Origin of the sequence: Lactococcus sp. FSL K6-0773, from assembly GCF_038006485.1 — a bacterium.
GTDB classification, from domain to species: domain Bacteria; phylum Bacillota; class Bacilli; order Lactobacillales; family Streptococcaceae; genus Lactococcus; species Lactococcus lactis.
Genome location: NZ_JBBOVF010000001.1, coordinates 207,840 through 227,177 on the forward strand (window position 1 = coordinate 207,840; position 19,338 = coordinate 227,177).

Consider the following 19,338-nt stretch of genomic DNA (forward strand, 5'->3'; position numbering starts at 1 on the left):
CATGCAAAGAGCAGAATTATTAAATAAAGTGATTCAATCAGGAGTCGTCTCGGTCGTCCGAGCTGAGAGTGGCGAAAAAGCATTAAAAATCGTAGAAGCTGTCATCTCAGGAGGAATCACTTCTATCGAATTGACCTATTCAGTCCCGCGAGCTAACGAAGTTATTTCTGATTTGGTAGCCAAGTATCTAGGAACAGATGTAGTGATCGGAGCAGGGACAGTTTTAGATCCGACCTCTGCTCGTTTGGCCATTGTTGCAGGGGCTCAATTTATTGTCAGTCCAAGTTTTAACAAAGAAGTCGCAAAGATATGTAATCTTTATCAGATTCCCTATGTTCCGGGAATTTTAACTCCACTCGAAGCTCAAAAAGCTTTAGAATATGGGTCAGAGTTAATCAAACTTTTCCCAGGTGATATTACAGGTCCCAAAATGATAAAAGACTTAAAAGGTCCATTTCCTTATATTAATATCCTTCCATCGGGAGGAGTAAATGTTGATAATGTTGCTGAATGGTTTGCAGCAGGAGCAGTAGCTGTAAGTGCTGGAGGTGGGGTTACAGCTCCAGCAGCCAACAACAATTATAGTGGGGTTACTGAAAATGCCAAGAAATTTATGGCAGCATTTAAGTCAGCTAAGAAATAAAAATTAGCTATTAATTTTCCCTTTTGAATAATAAAAAACTTCATTTTTTGAAGTTTTTTTATTTTAAATATTTTTTTATAAAACAGGTCAACCGCAACCTTTCCCACCAAAATTAAAAAGATTTTCATATAAAAACATAAAAAAAGAAAAAAATTTTAATTTCAGAGAATGAAAACCGTTTCTAACTTGTGTTATAATGTGAGTATAAATAAAAAATATGGAGAAATCTTATGTTTGATACTACTGATCAATTGGCTGTAAATACGATTCGTACTCTATCATTAGATGCGATTCAAAAAGCAAATTCAGGACATCCTGGACTTCCAATGGGCTCTGCACCAATGGCTTATGTACTTTGGAGCAAATTTCTTAATGTGAACCCTAAGACAAGTCGTAAATGGTCAAATCGTGACCGTTTTGTCTTGTCTGCTGGTCATGGTTCTGCAATGTTATATAGTTTATTACATTTGGCAGGTTATAATGTAACGACTGATGATTTAAAAGGTTTCCGTCAATGGCAATCAAAAACACCGGGACATCCAGAAGTTAATCATACAGATGGTGTTGAAGCAACAACAGGTCCTTTAGGACAAGGAATTGCCAATGCTGTCGGAATGGCAATGGCTGAAGCACATTTAGCAGCACAATACAATAAACCTGGTTTTGATATTGTTGACCATTACACTTACGCCTTAAATGGTGATGGTGATTTGATGGAAGGTGTTTCACAAGAAGCAGCTTCACTTGCAGGTAAATTGAAACTTGGTAAATTGATTCTTTTCTATGATTCAAATAATATTTCTCTAGATGGTGACTTATCTATGTCATTTATTGATGATATTCAAAAACGTTTTGAATCATATGGCTGGCAACATTTATTGGTAAAAGATGGAAATGATTTAGAAGAAATCGCAGCAGCTGTTGAAGTGGCTAAAGCTGAAAAATCTAAACCAACAATCATTGAAGTTAAAACAGTCATTGGTTTTGGTGCTGAAAAACAAGGAACTTCAGCAGTTCACGGAGCTCCTCTTGGAGCTGAAGGTGTTGCATTTGCCAAGAAAGCATATGGTTGGGATTATCCTGAATTTACAGTTCCTGAAGAAGTATCAAAACGCTTTTTAGAAACGACAGTTGCGCGTGGTGAAGCGATGGAGCAAGTATGGCGCAGTACTTTTGATGATTATTCTGAAAAATACCCTGAGCTTGCTGAGCAATACGCAAAAGCTTTTGAAAATGAAACGCCAGAGCTTACTTTGACCAAGCATGAAATGGAAACAAGCAAGGCCAGCCGTGTAACTTCACAAGAAGCTATCCAAGAATTATCAGCTCAAATGCCAAATCTTTGGGGTGGGTCTGCTGACCTTTCGGCTTCAAATAATACAATGGTTAAAGTTGAAGAAGACTTCATGCCAGATAACTATGCTGGACGTAATATTTGGTTTGGTGTACGTGAATTTGCAATGGGAGCCATTATGAATGGGATTGCTTTGCATGGTGGAACTCGTGTCTATGGCGGAACATTCTTCGTCTTCTCAAACTACATGCTTCCTTCTGTTCGGATGGCTGCTCTACAAAGCTTACCAGTTACTTATGTTTGGACACATGATTCCATTGCTGTTGGGGAAGATGGTCCAACTCACGAACCTGTTGAACAATTAGCTTCTGTTCGCTCAATTCCTAATTTGGATGTAATTCGTCCAGCTGATGGAAATGAAGTAGTGGCTGCATGGCGTCGTGCTGCATCAAGTAAAAGCCGCCCAACCGCACTTATTTTGACTCGTCAAAATCTTCCAGTTTTACCTGATACTTATGAATTGGCTGAAGAAGGTCTGAATCGTGGGGCTTATATTCTTTCAAAAGAAGAAGGAAAACTTGAAGGAATCATCATTGCGACTGGTTCAGAAGTAGCATTAGCTCTTGAAGCTAAGAAGACTTTGGGTTCTGGCATTCGTGTCGTTTCAATGCCTTCAATGAATATTTTTGACGAACAAGAAGCAGCTTATCGCGAAGAAATTTTACCAAAAGATGTAAGACGTCGTTTAGCGATTGAAGCTGGTACAAGTTACGGATGGGGTAAATATGTTGGACTTGATGGTGCAACAGTTACAGTAGATACTTGGGGCGCTTCGGCACCAGCAAATATCGTTCTTCCAGCTTACGGATTTACTGCTGAAAATGTAGTTAAAGCATACAAAGAGCTTGACTAATATTGAAAAAGGAGTTCTGATTTTTTGTCAGAGCTCTTTTGATTACAAACAAGTCTGTCAGTAAATTTTAATTAAAAAATAGAAAGGAAATAAGATGGGGATTTTACTTGCAATTATTGTGGGAGTAGCTTCAATTTTGAACTTAATGTATGGACAAAATCAACCAATCCAATATTTACTGACGGTTCTGTCAGTAATATCTTTAATCATTTATCGTGGGAAAAGAACTAAAAGGGTTCATTATAATGGATATGGTCAGAATTATTTTACGATAGGATTTACTATTTGTATCCTTAGTTTTGTGGGAACGGTAGGAATTTTGATTGGCTTCTTGTTTCATTTAGCATAATATGTTAAAATTTAACTATGCGATGAGTCGAATAATTCTACTTTGTAGAATTTCGAAGCTAAGGAATACTGGGAAATTGGGTTTTCCGCGCAGGAAGCGTGAGTATTTGTCAAATTGTGTGAACCTTTTTGACACACTTTTAGTGCCTTTAAAAGCCCTCGAAAGAGGGCTTTTTTTACGTAACGATTAAAATAATTAATAAAAAAATCTTGTTATAATCAGATGAATACAATGCTGAAAAAATATATAAACAATCTATTGTAGGAGTTAATCATATTTTCGATGTTATTATTAGCAAGAGTTAAGAAAAATATGATAAAATTGAAGTGTCAACATCTTTATATATTTTTCAAAATAGAAAGGAAATTATCATGGATGTTTCATGGATGACAAAATATATTGCTGAGGGATTGGGAACTATGCTTCTCGTCTTGCTTGGTAATGGTACAATTGCTGGGGTAACCCTCAAAGGCTCTAAAAATGAGGGCATGGGTGGTCTTGCAATTGCGTGGGGATACGGAATTGCGATTTTAGTTCCTGTACTTGCTTTTGCAAATGTTTCAGGTGCACATATTAATCCAGCAATTACAATTGGACTCGCTTCAGCTGGCTATTTCCCTTGGGCACATGTTGCACAATATATTTTGGCACAACTTATTGGTGCAATTATTGGTCAATTACTTGTTGTAGCGATTTATAAAGAATACTTCGCTAAAACTAATGACGGAGCAATTTCTTTAGGCGCTTTTTCAACAACTAACGCTTTGGATAATGGTTCAAATCGTGGAAAAGCAATTTTCAACGGATTTATCAATGAAGTAATCGGAATGTTTGTATTTGTTTTCGGAATTCTCAGTTTTACAACGAACTTCTTTGGTGCAGAATCAATCAAATGGATGACAAGCTACGCTCAACAACAAGGAGCTGATGTTACAGCGAATGCAACAGTAAGCCAAATTTGGGCTTCTGTTTCAGGCGCTTCATCATCTAAAATGATTGGTGCGCTTGCTATTGGTTTAATGTTTGTTGGTTTGGTTACAGCATTTGGTGGACCAACTGGTGCAGCATTGAATCCAGCACGTGACCTTGGTCCTCGTATCGTTTATAGCTTCTTACCACAATCAGTTGTTGGTGAAAATAAAGACGCTAAATGGTGGTACGCTTGGGTTCCAGTTGTTGCCACAATCGTTGGTGCAGTAATTGCAGCTACAGTCTTTAAACTTATGTTTAAATAAAAACAAAAATTTCTGTCGAAAGGCAGATTTTTTCTTGCCCTTATAACTTAAAAGCGCTATAATAATTATAATTTACTGAAAAGGACAGACAATTATGACACAATATAATATCGCCGTCGTTGGTGTTACTGGTGCCGTGGGTACACGTATGCTTGAACAATTAGAAGAATCTACACTTCCTATAGAAACCGTACGTGCGCTTGCAAGTAAACGTTCGGCAGGAAAAATTGTTGAATTTAAGGGGCAAGAGCTTGTTGTAGAAGAATTGACTGAGGATAGTTTTGAAAATATTGATATTGCTCTTTTTTCAGCCGGAGGCTCAGTATCAGAAAAATATGCCCCTTATGCTGTAAAAGCTGGAGCTGTTGTCGTAGATAACACCTCATTTTTCCGTCAAAACCCTAATGTCCCCTTGGTTGTTCCAGAAGTTAATGCACATGCTTTGGAAAAACACAATGGAATAATTGCCTGTCCTAATTGCTCAACGATTCAAATGATGGTTGCTTTAGAGCCGATTCGTCAAGCTTATGGGCTTGAGCGAGTAATTGTCAGCACTTATCAAGCGGTCTCTGGTGCGGGTCAATCAGCAATTAATGAAACAAATCGTGAACTCCAAGAAGCACTTGATGGAAAAGCACTGACAGAATTGTCAGCAGAAATTTTACCGTCTGCTGGAGATAAAAAACATTATCCAATTGCTTACAATGCGCTTGCACAAATTGATGTATTTACTGACAACGATTATACTTATGAAGAAATGAAAATGACAAATGAAACCAAGAAAATCATGGAAGATGATTCAATTGCGGTTTCGGCAACTTGTGTCAGAATTCCAGTTCTTTACGGTCATTCTGAGTCAGTTTATGTTGAAACGAAAAAAGTAGCAGATATTGCTGAGGTTAAACGTTTGATTTCTGAATTCCCAGGAGCTGTTTTAGAAGATGATGTTGCTCATCAAATTTATCCACAAGCCATTAATTCAGTTGGTCGTCGTGAAACTTTTGTGGGTCGTATTCGCCGTGATTTGGATGCAGCAAATGGGATTCATCTTTGGGTAGTTTCTGACAATTTACTCAAAGGAGCAGCTTGGAATTCTGTTCAAATTGCTGAAACGCTACATGAGCGTGGCTTAGTTAGACCAACTCATGAGTTAAAATTTGAACTGAAATAGAGTCTGTTAAATGAGTTATATCAGTAAAATTCGTGAAAAAATTGGCCATGAGCTTTTGATTTATCTGGGAGCAGGCGTTATTGTCTATTCTGATGAAAAAATCCTCTTACAAAAACGTAAAGATAACGGAACTTGGGCTTTACATGCGGGTGGCATAGAAGTTGGTGAAGAACTTGAGGAAACTGCTCGCCGAGAATTATTTGAAGAAACGGGACTAAAAGCAGGTAAACTTGACCTTTTAGGAATTTATTCAGGACAAGACCGTTTTATAACTTATCCCAATATGGACCAAGTTTATATGCCAGGCCTTTATTATATTTGTCGAGATTTCACAGGGAGTTTAAGACCACAAATGAGTGAAGTTGAAGAGCTGAAATGGTTTAAATTTAAAGAAATTCCAAAAAATATTCATGAGCCAAATCGCCGTGTTATCGAAGATTTCATCCAATTAATTGCGAAAGAATAATAAACTAGACTGTATAAAAATAAAATTTTTGACCTCGTTTACTAAAGTATGCTATAATAGGTCAAACAAAATTAGAGGTTGCGAAGACGAAGAAGTTAGTGGAGCGGTGAACGCACTGAAGCTGATGGCGGCGTTCTTTGCCGAAAGAAAAATTGTCACAAAATTTTTCTTGGGCTGTGTGGTTAAATCCTACAGACTGTCTTTCTGTCAGTACTGACAGAAAGGGGAGCTAATCAAAATAATTTTTGACGAACTTTTGAGAACCTCTTTTGCATAAAAAGAGGTTCTTTTTGACCTCTTGACAAGAGCTTGTCAGTAAGCTCACACATAAGGAGAAATTATGTCAGCAAAAGAAACAATTGAAAAATTACAAAATGCACGTATCATCACGGCCCTAGTGACCCCTTTTAAAGAAAATGGCCAAATTAATTTTGGAGCATTTCCTAAGCTCATTGAGGATTTACTTGCTAATCATACGGAAGGCCTTATCTTAGCTGGAACAACGGCTGAATCGCCTACTCTTACTCATGATGAAGAATTGGCAATTTTTGCTGCGGTTAATAAAATAGTGGATGGCCGTATTCCATTGATTGCAGGTGTTGGGACTAATGACACACGTGATTCGGTTGAATTTGTCAAAGAAGTTGCTGAACTTGGTTACATCGATGCGGGACTTGCAGTGACTCCTTATTACAACAAACCTTCTCAAGAAGGAATTTATCAACATTTTAAAGCCATTGCTACTGCGAGTGATTTGCCAATTATTTTGTATAATATTCCAGGAAGGGTGGTCACTGAAATTCAGGTAGAGACCATCTTACGATTAGCAGAACTGGAAAATGTAATTGCCATCAAAGAATGTACAAATACTGATAATCTGGCTTATCTCATTGAAAAGCTACCCAAAGACTTTTTAGTTTATACTGGAGAAGATGGGCTAGCTTTTCACACTAAAGCTTTGGGAGGTCAGGGTGTAATCTCGGTTGCCAGTCATATCCTAGGTCAAGAATTTTTTGAAATGTTTGCAGAAATAGACCAGGGCTCTATTCAAAAAGCAGCGGCTATCCAAAGAAAAATATTACCCAAAATAAATGCACTTTTTAGTGTCACAAGTCCGGCTCCAATCAAAACGGTTTTGAATGCAAAAGGATATGAAGTTGGTGGCTTACGTTTACCACTTGTAGCTTGTACTACTGAGGAAAGTAAAATAATTCTTGAAAAAATTGGAAATTAAAAAATACCCTTTTAGGGTATTTTTCTTTATAAAAGTAGGTCAATATTCAATTGATTTAATCTTATCATTCGATTTCAAAAGACTCATTAACGAAGCGACTTCATAAGCTTTTGGTAAGTTCAAATATAGCTCTGTTTTTAAAGAATTATTTGATTTTTTTTCAACTTTTATACTAAGAATTTTGACATCTTCCTCTTTCAGCTGTTGTTGCAACAGTTGAAGCCCTTCAAAATCTTCTAATTGAAGAATAAGATGATCGCTCGTCGCTGATTTTATCCATCGATAATTTTGGTGTAAAATAATTTGAAAAAGTAAAATAAGTAAAGTAGCTACAATACCTATAAAATATAATCCAGAACCGATAGCCATCCCAATACCAGAAGTTGCCCAAATTCCAGCCGCAGTAGTCAATCCATTAACGGATTGATTGTGAACAAAAATCATTCCAGCTCCTAAAAAGCCAATACCACTTACAATTTGAGCCGCAATTCTGGAAGGATCAAGATTGACTCCATGAGTACTGATGATGTCCATAAAACCATATTTTGAGACAATAATCATTAAAGCAGCACTCAACGCAACAATTAAATGAGTACGTGTGCCAGCATTTTTGGAACGGCTATTTCTTTCATAACCAATGGCATATCCACATACCCCAGCTAATATTAATCGAATTAACCAATCAAGTTGTGTTAAGAAAGTAATCTGCATAAAATTTCCTCCTTGTCATTTAAAACTTACCTTCCATTATATCGCTATTTTGATTAGAAAAAAAGTAAGACCCATAAAAAATGAAACTGACTTGCTTTTTTACTTGCTTTGGGTTAAACTTATATTAGTGTATTCTCGGTAGAGATTGGAATGCCAATCTCTTTTATTTTAATTCTAAGTAGAATTATCTTTTCAATATCGCTTGTCCTACTCGACCGATTTCGAGAGTGAATATGGCAAGGAAATTGCTAAAAACAGGACTGTAAATTTACTGACAGAATTTGTCAATAACTTACAGATTCTTTTTATATCGAAAAAATTATAAATTACACTGACAAGAAAGGTTTTTATGTCTAATATTAAAATCACTCCATTAGGTGGTGTGCGTGAATTTGGTAAGAACATGTATTTAGTTGAGGTTGAAGAGCAAATTTTTGTGCTTGATGCAGGACTTAAATATGCTGAAATGGATCAACTTGGTGTTGACTTTGTTATTCCTGATATTACATATCTTTTAGAAAATGCGGATCGTGTCGCAGGAATTTTCTTGACTCACGGACATGCTGATTCAATTGGTGCTTTGCCTTATATCGTTTCTGAATTAAAAGTTCCTGTTTTTGGTTCAGAATTAACAATCGAACTTGCAAAAATTAATGTCAAAAATTATGCTGACAGTCGCAAATTCAACGATTTTCATGTTGTAACTGAAGATACAGAAATTGATTTTGGTAAAGCCGTCATTTCATTCTTCTCAACAACACATACAATTCCAGAAAGCTTAGGAATTGTGATTTCTACAAATGACGGAAACATTGTTTATACAGGTGATTTCCGTTTTGATCCAGCTGTTGCAAAAGGCTATCGTACCAATATGCGCCGATTGGCTGAAATTGGGAATAGTGGAGTCCTTGCTTTACTTTCGTCATCACCAAACGCTTTGTCAACAATGCAATCTGCTAGCGAGCATGAAATTTATGAAAAAATTTATGACTATATTGATGACAACGAAGGACGGGTCATTATTGCTTGTAACGCGGGTAATTTAGGACGTATTCAACAAACGATTGATGCTGCCATTAAACTTGGGCGTCGTGTTGCTTTTACAGGCGAAGATATGGATCAAATCATCGAAACAGCAACTCGTCTTAACAAATTACAAATTGTTGATAAAAAATCAATTATTAAACCAGCAGAAATTAAAAAATATGCTGATAATGAGTTAGTTATTTTAGAAACAGGACGAATGGGTGAACCACTTAAATCTCTTGGAGACATGGCTCATCGTCGTCATAAATACGTTAAAATTAAAGATGGAGATTTAGTACTTGCTGTTACAAGTCCATCTGTCTCTTATGAAACAACAATTGCTCGTATTGAAAATGAAATCTATAAAGCTGGCGGAGTCATGAAAATGTTGGCTTCAGATTTGAAAATATCTGGTCACGCGAATGCTCGTGATTTGCAATTCTTACTTGATATCTTCCGTCCAAAAAATTTGATTCCAATCCAAGGGGAGTATCGTGAACTTAGTGCCCATGCTGATTTAGCAATGGAAATGGACATTTTACCAGAACATATCTTTATCGCTAAACGTGGCGAAACAGTCAGTTTGGAAAATGGAGACATGATCCCATCTGGTGTTATTCAAGCTGAAAATGTTATGATTGACGGTTCAGGAGTTGGAGATATCGGTTCAGTTGTTTTACGTGACCGTAAAGTGCTATCAGAAGATGGTGTTTTCATTGCCGTTATCACAATTTCTAAGACTGAGCGTAAAATCGTCAGCAAATCTCGTGTTCACACTCGTGGTTTTGTTTATGTTAAAACTTCACGTGATCTGATGCGTGAAGCTGGTGAGTTGGTCAACGAAACTGTTGATAAATATCTTTCTGGAAAAGAATTTGATTGGGCAGAAATCAAAGGTTCTATCCGTGATGCTCTTGGAAAATTTTTATACGAGCAAACAAAACGTAAACCAGTGATTCTTCCAGTAGTTATGGAAGCACGTCAACCTCAAGATTTAAATAAACGTTACACTAAAAAAAATCATAATAAAAAATAAAAGTTACAAAGCCTCCATTTTTTCGTATAGAAAGTTAGGAGGTTTTTTATGTCTCAAAAATCAATAAAGAAAATAACGATGACTGTTGGAGTAGGATTACTGACAGCCACTCTTAATCCCACATTTTTGAATCATCAGTTGCTGACAGAATTACCGGTGGAGGCCACGACAAGTAAAATTACATATACTGATGAGCAAAAAATTACTTACAACCTTGATAAAGTTTCACTGACCGCTGAAGTTGCCTCCTATGCTGGCTTAGCGGGAGCTGATATTGTAATTCCAGATATCATTGTAAATAACGGTCAAACCTATGCAATAACATCAATTGGAACTTATGCATTTTCAAATAGTGGAATTCGTTCGGTTATTATCGGAAATAATGTTGTAGATATTAATACTAGTGCCTTTCAAACAACAACAGCTTTTCCTGACTATTATAAGAAATCACTGACAAAAGTAGTTTTAGGAGCAAAAGTCCAAAATATAAAAACAGATGCTTTTGCTGGAAACGCCATAAGTAGTATAGAATTTCCAAATTCTGTCCTAAAGATTGCGACAAGAGCTTTTGCAAATAATAATTTAACAGAACTTTCATTGGGTTCAAATATCACAGAAATTATGGCCAAAGCCTTTCAAAGTAACCAAATCACTACAATAGAATTTGCTGATGAATCATTGACAATAGTAGATTCAGCGGCCTTTTCTGGGAGTTCCGTTCAAAGCTTGACTTTGGGAATTGGAGTGACTTTGGCTGATGACGTATTCAATAAAACGAGTCCTTTATTTGGTCAGTTATCAGATTTACCGACAGATGGAATTCGGACAATTTCTGTCAATTCTAGTGGTCTTTTTGATAAAAGTTGGATAAATTCTGACAGTTCACAATCGACTTCTGTGAGTACAGAAAATGCAGATACAACCCCTGTCTCTTCTTCCAATTCAGTAGAGCAAGTTGATGTTGCCAGTTCAGAATCGACACAAGATGCAAATTCGGCTTCACTCTATCCAATATCTGAAGCGAGTAGTGTTACAGATAATACTTTAAATTCAATCTCTTCTTTAGATAGTAGTATTTCTAGCTCACAAACAGAGAATAGTCAGTCAGGAGCTTCCAGTACAGCAGAAATCAGTTATGATTCAGAAAACTCAAATAGTTTGTCTTCTTCAAACCAAATCAATTCCAATTCAAATAGTGAAAAGGATTCAAACCAATCCTCATTAGGTTCGAGTATGTCCTCTAACGAAGAAAGTGAGCATTCTAATTCTTCCAATATCAACGAAACGAATAATAGTTCAGAAATAACCAATATTTTACCACCATCAAATCCGACAGAAAGTAATTCAGTATCAGATCAAACAAGTTCTGAAGCTTCAACCAATTCAAATAGTAGTATCAGTTTATCCCCCTCAAACATAAGTTCAACTTCTGATTCAGAATCAGCAACTAATTCGTCAGATTTTTCTAATGTAGCAGAAGTAGCTAATAATTCCTTAGCTTCCGTAAACAATAGTTCAAGTTCAGTTTTATCCAGTACAAGCACAGCAGATAATTTAGGAATAAATCAATCTGGTTCTGATAATCTTACAAAGGATAGCTCGGAAATATCTACTTCAGGAGCCTTTTTGTCTTCAAATCAAACAAGTTCTGAAGCTTCAACCAATTCAAATAGTAGTATCAGTTTATCTCCCTCAAACATAAGTTCGACTTCTGTTTTGGAATCAACAACTAGTTCGTCAAATTTCTCTAATGTAGCAGAAGTAGCTAATAATTCCTTAGCTTCCGTAAACAATAGTTCAAGTTCAGTTTTATCCAGTACAAGCACAGCAGATAATTTAGAAATCAATCAATCTGGTTCTGATAATCTTACAAAGGATAGCTCGGAAATATCTACTTCAGGAGCCTTTTTGTCTTCAAATCAAACAAGTTCTGAAGCTTCAAGCAATTCAATGAGCAGTATAAATTCACCATCATTAAGTCTGAGTTTAACTTCCAACTCAGAATCAGCAACTAATCAGTCTAATTCTTCCGAAGCAACAAAAGTAGATAATAATTCATCAACTCATTCTTCAAATATTTTAAATAGTGGTTCAAATGATAGTTCAGATTCAGATTCAGATTCAGATTCTTCAAACCTTAGTAGTAGCCCTAATTTGGAAACGAATCAAACTATTTCGTCCAAACCAAGTGAAGTAAATAATATATCAGAAAACCCTAAGAAAGTTTCTTCTTCAAATTCAGTTCAAGAAAACTCAACAGACCATGAGATGTCTACTAACCCAAAAAGTAGCATAAGTTCACCTATCAGCACAACTTCTAGCTCACAACAAAAAGAGAGTCAATCGAATCTACTTAATACAACAGAAGGAATCAACAATCCAATAACTTTTAATAATTCATCATCAGAAAATTCCGCTGCCTCTATCCTAACTAGTTATTCAAATAATAACTCAGAATCATCAGAAACAGGATGTTTATATATATCTAATGAGGCACAAAGAGACAATGGTTCAGAGATTTCTCATAGTTTGCCATCTTCAAATTCAAATGAAAACAACGTGTCTTCAATACAATCACAAGCAATTTTAGAAAGCTCTAAAAGCTCAACAAATAAGAGAAGTTCATCATTATCAATTATAAACTCAACTTCTCACCCACAAAATGAAGATAATCAGTCAAATTCTTCTGATGAAGTAAAATCAAATAATAATGTAGAGTCAATTTTAGGTCAATTAAATTCCATAAGTAACAAAACTCATATGAATTCTTTGACTAGCCAAAAACTATCAGTAATTTACACCTTACCAAGCAAATCAAAAGTGACGAATGAAAAAAATGAAAATTCAAATACAGTAAGCGAAGAAAAACTGATCAAAACTCCTCAAAAAAATGATGAAAGTCAAAATTTAGGACAAATAACTGCTCTTGACTTATCTTTTAACAAAGAAGTAGAGACTATGGAAGATTCTAAAACAGTTCCAGATAAAGTTCTAGATAATGAAAATGGTGATCGGAGTCAAAATAATAAAACGAGTACTATTGCTAAAGATAAAAATAAAGTTTTTTTCAAAAGGTCTGAATTTAATTCTAAAATACTTGATAGCGACAATAATATTTTAAAGAAAACTGTTCTTTTAAAAAAACATGGTCTTATAAGTGACAATCTTCTCATTGGACTAATAACAATTTTAGGAGCTTGTTTTATTTTCATATTTATATTATTTAAAAAGAAAAAAAGAGTGAAAAAAGATATCGACTAGAACTTTTGATGTATTCAATTTTAGCTAAAGAAATGTTATAATGAAGTAATTGTAAAAAATAGAATTGGATTATAAAATATGGCATTTGAAAACTTAACTGAACGCTTACAAAACGTTTTTAAAAATCTACGTGGAAAGAAAAAAATTACTGAGACAGACGTCACAGAAATTACAAAAGAAATCCGAGTTGCTCTCCTTGAAGCCGACGTTGCTCTCCCAGTTGTCAAGAAGTTTATTAAGGCAATCCGTGAACGAGCTGTCGGTGTTGAAGTATCAGAAGCATTAAACCCAGCTCAACAAGTAATTAAAATTGTTGATGAAGAATTAACAGCTATTTTGGGTGGTGGCGAAGCTGAATTACTTAAATCTCCTAAAATTCCAACAATTATCATGATGGTTGGGTTGCAAGGGGCAGGTAAAACAACTTTTGCTGGTAAACTTGCCAAAAAACTCAAAGAAGAGCAAAATGCTCGCCCTTTAATGATTGCAGCCGACGTTTATCGTCCAGCAGCGATTGACCAATTAAAAACCTTAGGTGAACAGCTTGAAATTCCTGTCTATGATGAAGGAACTGCTGAAAAACCAGTTAATATTGTTCGTAATGGTCTTTTAAAAGCTCAAGAAGAACGTAAAGACTATGTTTTGATTGATACTGCAGGTCGTCTTGAAATTGACGACACTTTAATGAACGAATTGCAAGAGATTAAAGCACTTGCTGAACCAACTGAAATTTTGCTTGTTGTTGATGCAATGACTGGTCAAGTTGCAGCACAAGTTGCCAAGACTTTTGATGAAAAATTGGACATTACAGGTGTGATTATCACTAAACTTGATGGTGATACACGTGGTGGTGCGGCATTATCAATCCGTGAAATTACAGGAAAACCAATTAAATTTACAGGGACTGGTGAAAAATTAACAGACCTTGAAGTTTTCTATCCTGATCGAATGAGTTCACGAATTCTTGGAATGGGTGATATGCTCACCTTAATTGAGAAGGCTCAAGCAAATTATGACGAAGAACAATCAGCAAAACTCGCTGAAAAAATGGCTGAAAACCGTTTTGATTATGAGGACTTTGTTGAACAACTTGATCAAGTGACAAATATGGGACCAATGGAAGATATTATGAAAATGATTCCAGGAATGTCACAAATGCCTGGTTTAGATAAGGTTAAAGTTGATCCTAAGGATGTTGCCAGAAAACGAGCAATGGTCTTGTCAATGACACCGGCAGAACGTCATTTAGAGGCTGAACTGTCACCAGCCCGTCGTCGTCGGATTGCCGCAGGTTCTGGAAATTCATTTATTGAAGTAAATAAATTCATTAAGCAATTCAATCAGTCCAAAGAAATGATGCAAGGAATCATGAATGGTGATATGAATGCTATGATGCAAAAAATGATGGGTGGAGCCGGTGGACAAATGCCGAATATGCCTGCAGGTTCTGGAATGCCCGATATGTCATCTTTGGGTGATTTACAAGGGATGATGGGCAATGGTTCAGCAAATGGGATGCCCGATATGAGTTCTATGTTTGGTGGTGGTTTAAAAGGTAAAGCAACTGAGTTTGCTATGAAACAAGCCATGAAACGTGCTCAAAAGAAAATGAAAAAAGGTAAGAAAAAACGCTAAATAAAAACAGGAGTTCTCCTGTTTTTTTATTTAACCGCTTTTTCTCTTTGAGTATATTCAGATTTAAGAATCCCCATAAAGTAGCTATCATGATATCTACCGCCAGCAAAGAATTGTTCCTTAATTGTTCCTTCAATTTTGAATCCTAATTTTTTATAGATATGAACAGCTGGAGCATTATCAATATCTACCCATAAATAAACTTTATGCATATTTAGAGTATTGAAAGCATAGTCAACACCTGTTTTTAACGCTTTTTGAGCGTAGCCTTTTCCAGAAAAACCTGAAATGATAATGATTTGAATTTCGCAGGTACGATGAATGTAATCAATAGACATAAGTTCCACAATTCCAATAAAAGTATCATTGGCTTCAATTACAAAGCGACGTTCAGTATTATCATGAATATGTTTATCATAAAGACTGGTTAACTCGTCTAGTGATTCATAAGGTTCTTCAAACCATAGCCGCATTGTTTCAGCTTTATTATTGATGATATGAATATTTTTTAAATCTGTCCGTTCCAATGCTCTGATTTTCATTGTTGGTTCATTTGTTAATGTAGTCATTATTCTACTCCTTGATGATATTTATTTATAAAATAAAAAGCCTTGTTATTTAATTATAACAAGACTTAAATTTTTAAGCGACTATTTGAAAATTCCAAAACCACCGTCCCAAGAAATTTTTTCAGAAGCAGCTAAAGTAATTTGCAGAAAACCAATAGCTTCCAGTTCGCGAGCCCTTTTTAGTGAACCAGCGTCTAATAGACTCAAACCACTATTTTCAAGAGCTTTAATAATGGTCTCTTTTGCTTCCTGACTATCACTAGCGAGTAAAACTGTTGTTTGATGTTCATTTGCCACTTTTTTTGTTGCCAATGTATCGGAAAAAGTCGTATTAAAAGCCTTAACAATCATTGAATTTGGGAGTTGTTTAGCAATGAGAGCCGCAGCAGAAGTATCCGAAGGCACTAATAGACTATCAAATGTTGTGAAATCAACGGGATTTGTAATATCGATAATTATTTTTCCTTGTAAATCAGTCGAATATTCTTGGATGATTCCGGCAATTGCGACATAAGGAACAGCTAAAACAACAATTTCACCCAATTCTGTTTTAGATGAGTTTGATAAGATATAGTTGACTTTATTACCAGATGAACTAAAATTATCACCGATTGCTTTTCCCATTTTTCCTTTACCAAAAATACTAATTGTTGCCATAGTCTTCCTCCTCTATGATTGATATTGTTATTAATTTGATTATATCATTGAAAAAATGAAATCTATAGCAATATACCTTGCAAAAATCAAGTGATTAATAAATTTTTATTGACAGTTAGTTAATATTTATGTGATAATGGTTAGATATAATCTTTTAGGGAGTGAGGGGAATATGAATTCGGAATTAACTTTTAAACAAGGCTTGAAAGATACAATGCCGACAGTTTTTGGATATATTGGGATAGGAATTGCGTTTGGGATGATAGGGCACAGCGAGGGGTTTAGCGTTTGGGTAATTTTATTACTCTCATTGATTGTTTACGCTGGTTCAGCACAATTTATCATGGTTAGTATGCTAGCAACTCATAGTCCTATTATGTCAATAGTATTAAGTGTATTTTTAGTTAATTCACGAATTATTTTAATGAGCATGACGACGGCTTCATATTTTAAAAATGAAAGTTTACTGAAAAATATTTTACTTGGGACATTATTGACCGATGAAAGTTTTGCTTTAGGAATGAATAAACAAAATTATACTGAGGGTAAACTGAATTTTTCTTGGTTTAATGCATCAAATTTACTAGCCTATTTAGTTTGGGCATTAGCCAGTGCTATTGGAGCTCTATTAGGGAATTTACTAGCAAATCCAGAAAAATTAGGTTTGGGATTCGCAGTTATCGCAATGTTTATTGGCTTACTTTATTTGCAACTTATTAGTGATAAAACTTTGGGTTTAATGCTACAGTTAGTCATGGTTGGAATTACCTTGGTTCTATTTTATTTTGGTTTGATATTTTTGCCAAGCAACTTGTTAGTTTTATTTGTTACTTTGATTGCTTGTGCTTTAGGTGTGGGGGTAAAACGTGTCTTCTTTTGAATTTATATCATTAACAATTATTGGATGCGCTATTGTAACTTGGATTTCAAGAGTTCTACCTTTTATTTTATTAAAAAAAATGAGTTTGCCTCAAATAGTTGTGGAATATTTAAGTTTTGTGCCGGTAGTTATTATGTCAGCCTTATGGATTTCAAATCTTTTTATTCAACATTTAGGTCATTTACCATCGGTTAACTGGAATAATTTACTTGCTTCAATTCCAACGGTTTTAGCAGCTATTTTGACAAAAAACTTATTAGTTATTGTGCTTGTGGGAGTATTTTCACTAGCCTTCATTCAAATTATTTTTTAATAATTCATGAGAATCTATAGTTTATAGATTCTTTTTTTATCTTTTAATGAGACTAATATTTTGTTAGAATAAGATAAGATGTCAAAGTTTTTTTACAAAATTTTGACATTTGAAAAGGAGATTAGAATGATTCAACTGGATATAAATGCTAAACTTTATGATTTAGCAACAGAACACCCTGAAATTATTGATTTAATGGATGATTTGGGGTTTCATGAGATAAAAATGCCTGGAATGCTACAGACTGCTGGAAGGATGGCGACAATTCCAATGGGAGCAAAAATGAAACATATCGATTGGGATAAAATTGTTATTGCTTTTGCTGAGGCTGGTTTTGAGTTTTCAAATCAGAAGGTGGAAGAATAATGACAAATATGAATAAATCAACTACAATTGAGCGCCAAAAAAGAATTGTTGAAATATTGACACTCTTACACGAAGGGGGGATGTTTGAGGACGCCAAAAAAATTTTTAATGAAGAATTTGATGGTGTAGATGTTTCGGAAATAACTGGTGCTGAAAAGGCATTGATCCAAGGGGGGCTCAATCCCTCTGAAATTCAAAAATTATGCAATGTTCATGCAGCTGTCTTTAAAGGGGCTATTACAGATATTCATAAATCATCTTTAGAAGAAAATACTCCAGGACATCCTATTCATACAATGAAACTTGAAAATCAAGTGATTACATCGCTATTAAATGATGAAATTCGGTGGGTTTTTTCAAAGATTGAAAAAGGAGATTGGTCTTATAAAGAACGTTTACTTGCAGCGGTTATTGATTTGTATAATATTGACAAACATTATGCTAGAAAAGAAACTTTAATTTTTTCTTTTATGGAAAAATATGGAATCACAGCGCCACCAAAAGTTATGTGGGGTGTAGATGATAGTGTTCGTGAGATGATTAAAGAAGTAATTGTTTATTTAAAAACAGATAAAACAGCTTTGAACCCATTACGTGAAATGCTAGAAAATTTACTGACGGAAATTGAAGAAATGATTTTTAAAGAAGAAGCAATTATGATTCCAATGTGCTTGGATGTCTTTTCTTTAAAAGATTGGGAACAAATAGAGGAGGATTCTAAAGAGATTGGCTATGCATTCATTGCGGAACCTTTAAAATGGAAAGCTTCTAAAGAGTCAATTGAAAAGGAAAAAGAGCATGAACCTCAAAGATTGGCGGCGATTGAATCTGCTAAAGCAATGACAGAGGCTATTGCTAAGGAATCTGGTTTAGAAGTAAGCAAACCTAAAAGAGTTAAGCGGCAATATGATTGGGAAAAAGTTACAAGTGAGGGAGTGGTTGTTTTGCCAACTGGCATGTTACACCTCAATGAGTTAACGGCTTTGTTTAATGTTTTACCGGTTGATCTAAGTTTTGTTGATAAAGAAGATATCGTTCGCTTTTTCTCGGGAGGAGAACGAATTTTTCCACGAGCTAAATCTGTAATTGGTCGACGTGTTATTGATTGCCACCCGCCAAAATCAATGGCGGTAGTAGAAAAAATCCTAGAAGATTTTAAATCTGGAACACGCGATCAAGCTGATTTTTGGATTGATTTACATCGTTTTAATAAGAAAATTTATATTCGATATTTTGCAATGCGTGATGAAGAAACAGGAGAATATCTGGGCTGTTTAGAAGTTTCGCAGGATATTACATCCATTCAAAATTTGGTGGGAGAGAAACGATTAGATGGTCATGAAAAAACAACTTCTGAATATGAAAATCAAGTGGCTAAATCAATAAAAAAGTCTACTGACGGAGCTGTCAGAGGGGAAATGCCTGATTTTGTTAAGAAGATGTTAGCTGAAAAAGAGACAAAAAATAGCTAGTGGGGTATGGAAAATAAAAAGTGCTCAAAAGCACTTTTTTTATAAAATTCTAGTTGTAGAATAAAATAATAAAAAGTAGAAATTTAATCATTTTACTCTCGTATTTG

At 35.1% G+C, this 19,338-nt stretch carries 17 protein-coding genes and 1 riboswitch; of the genes, 14 read left to right on the forward strand and 3 right to left on the reverse strand.

What is annotated here, in order from left to right; translation table 11 throughout:
• The first annotated feature begins 1 nt into the window (after window position 1).
• The 7 genes from MHB61_RS01090 (at window position 2) to dapA (ending at window position 7,305) form a co-directional block, all read left to right on the forward strand.
• A complete protein-coding gene (locus tag MHB61_RS01090) occupies window positions 2–643 on the forward strand; it encodes a bifunctional 4-hydroxy-2-oxoglutarate aldolase/2-dehydro-3-deoxy-phosphogluconate aldolase (RefSeq protein WP_137016686.1) in 642 nt (213 codons plus the stop codon).
• Between the two features lie 230 nt (window positions 644–873).
• A complete protein-coding gene (gene tkt, locus MHB61_RS01095; RefSeq protein ID WP_003129419.1) occupies window positions 874–2,850 on the forward strand; it encodes a transketolase in 1,977 nt (658 codons plus the stop codon).
• Window positions 2,851–2,944: 94 nt separating this feature from the next.
• On the forward strand, window positions 2,945–3,199 hold the full coding sequence (locus tag MHB61_RS01100; RefSeq protein ID WP_003129418.1) for a hypothetical protein: 255 nt from the start codon (window positions 2,945–2,947) through the stop codon (window positions 3,197–3,199).
• 371 nt (window positions 3,200–3,570) lie between these two features.
• Window positions 3,571–4,434 (forward strand): MIP/aquaporin family protein, encoded by an 864-nt coding sequence (locus MHB61_RS01105; RefSeq protein WP_003129417.1) that lies wholly within the window; start codon window positions 3,571–3,573, stop codon window positions 4,432–4,434.
• A 94-nt stretch (window positions 4,435–4,528) separates the two neighbouring features.
• Window positions 4,529–5,605 (forward strand): aspartate-semialdehyde dehydrogenase, encoded by a 1,077-nt coding sequence (locus MHB61_RS01110; RefSeq protein ID WP_003129416.1) that lies wholly within the window; start codon window positions 4,529–4,531, stop codon window positions 5,603–5,605.
• Window positions 5,606–5,615: 10 nt separating this feature from the next.
• A complete protein-coding gene (locus MHB61_RS01115) occupies window positions 5,616–6,071 on the forward strand; it encodes an NUDIX hydrolase (RefSeq protein WP_137016688.1) in 456 nt (151 codons plus the stop codon).
• Between the two features lie 64 nt (window positions 6,072–6,135).
• Window positions 6,136–6,311, forward strand: a riboswitch (Lysine riboswitch).
• Between the two features lie 100 nt (window positions 6,312–6,411).
• Window positions 6,412–7,305, forward strand: a complete 894-nt coding sequence (gene dapA / locus MHB61_RS01120) for a 4-hydroxy-tetrahydrodipicolinate synthase (protein ID WP_003129414.1) — start codon at window positions 6,412–6,414, stop codon at window positions 7,303–7,305.
• Window positions 7,306–7,344: 39 nt separating this feature from the next.
• Here the strand turns inward: dapA and MHB61_RS01125 are convergent, their stop codons facing one another.
• A complete protein-coding gene (locus MHB61_RS01125; RefSeq protein WP_003129413.1) occupies window positions 7,345–8,016 on the reverse strand; it encodes an MgtC/SapB family protein in 672 nt (223 codons plus the stop codon).
• A 349-nt stretch (window positions 8,017–8,365) separates the two neighbouring features.
• Between MHB61_RS01125 and MHB61_RS01130 the strand changes: the two genes are divergently transcribed.
• From MHB61_RS01130 to ffh, 3 genes are all read left to right on the forward strand, one after another.
• Window positions 8,366–10,078 carry a ribonuclease J gene (locus MHB61_RS01130; RefSeq protein ID WP_137016691.1) on the forward strand — a complete coding sequence of 571 codons (1,713 nt, stop codon included), beginning with the start codon at window positions 8,366–8,368 and terminating at the stop codon, window positions 10,076–10,078.
• Window positions 10,079–10,126: 48 nt separating this feature from the next.
• Window positions 10,127–13,339: a leucine-rich repeat domain-containing protein gene (locus tag MHB61_RS01135; protein ID WP_153927620.1), complete on the forward strand. Its 3,213-nt coding sequence runs from the start codon at window positions 10,127–10,129 to the stop codon at window positions 13,337–13,339.
• Window positions 13,340–13,417: 78 nt separating this feature from the next.
• On the forward strand, window positions 13,418–14,974 hold the full coding sequence (ffh, locus tag MHB61_RS01140) for a signal recognition particle protein (RefSeq protein ID WP_003129408.1): 1,557 nt from the start codon (window positions 13,418–13,420) through the stop codon (window positions 14,972–14,974).
• Window positions 14,975–15,000: 26 nt separating this feature from the next.
• Here the strand turns inward: ffh and MHB61_RS01145 are convergent, their stop codons facing one another.
• Both MHB61_RS01145 and MHB61_RS01150 read right to left on the reverse strand, forming a co-directional pair.
• Window positions 15,001–15,543 (reverse strand): GNAT family N-acetyltransferase, encoded by a 543-nt coding sequence (locus tag MHB61_RS01145; protein ID WP_003129407.1) that lies wholly within the window; start codon window positions 15,541–15,543, stop codon window positions 15,001–15,003.
• Window positions 15,544–15,624: 81 nt separating this feature from the next.
• Window positions 15,625–16,200 carry an NADPH-dependent F420 reductase gene (locus MHB61_RS01150; RefSeq protein WP_003129406.1) on the reverse strand — a complete coding sequence of 192 codons (576 nt, stop codon included), beginning with the start codon at window positions 16,198–16,200 and terminating at the stop codon, window positions 15,625–15,627.
• A gap of 172 nt (window positions 16,201–16,372) precedes the next feature.
• Here MHB61_RS01150 and MHB61_RS01155 point away from each other — a divergent pair, with 172 nt between their 5' ends.
• The 4 genes from MHB61_RS01155 to MHB61_RS01170 all read left to right on the forward strand — a co-directional run bounded on the left by MHB61_RS01155 (window position 16,373) and on the right by MHB61_RS01170 (window position 19,231).
• A complete protein-coding gene (locus MHB61_RS01155) occupies window positions 16,373–17,080 on the forward strand; it encodes an AzlC family ABC transporter permease (protein ID WP_010906060.1) in 708 nt (235 codons plus the stop codon).
• On the forward strand, window positions 17,067–17,393 hold the full coding sequence (locus MHB61_RS01160) for an AzlD domain-containing protein (RefSeq protein WP_010906059.1): 327 nt from the start codon (window positions 17,067–17,069) through the stop codon (window positions 17,391–17,393). Before MHB61_RS01155 ends, MHB61_RS01160 begins: the two co-directional genes overlap by 14 nt.
• Window positions 17,394–17,519: 126 nt before the next feature.
• Window positions 17,520–17,759, forward strand: coding sequence for a DUF1858 domain-containing protein (locus MHB61_RS01165; RefSeq protein WP_003129403.1), 240 nt, complete (start codon window positions 17,520–17,522; stop codon window positions 17,757–17,759).
• Window positions 17,759–19,231, forward strand: coding sequence for a DUF438 domain-containing protein (locus tag MHB61_RS01170; protein WP_010906058.1), 1,473 nt, complete (start codon window positions 17,759–17,761; stop codon window positions 19,229–19,231). Before MHB61_RS01165 ends, MHB61_RS01170 begins: the two co-directional genes overlap by 1 nt.
• Window positions 19,232–19,338 lie beyond the last annotated feature (107 nt).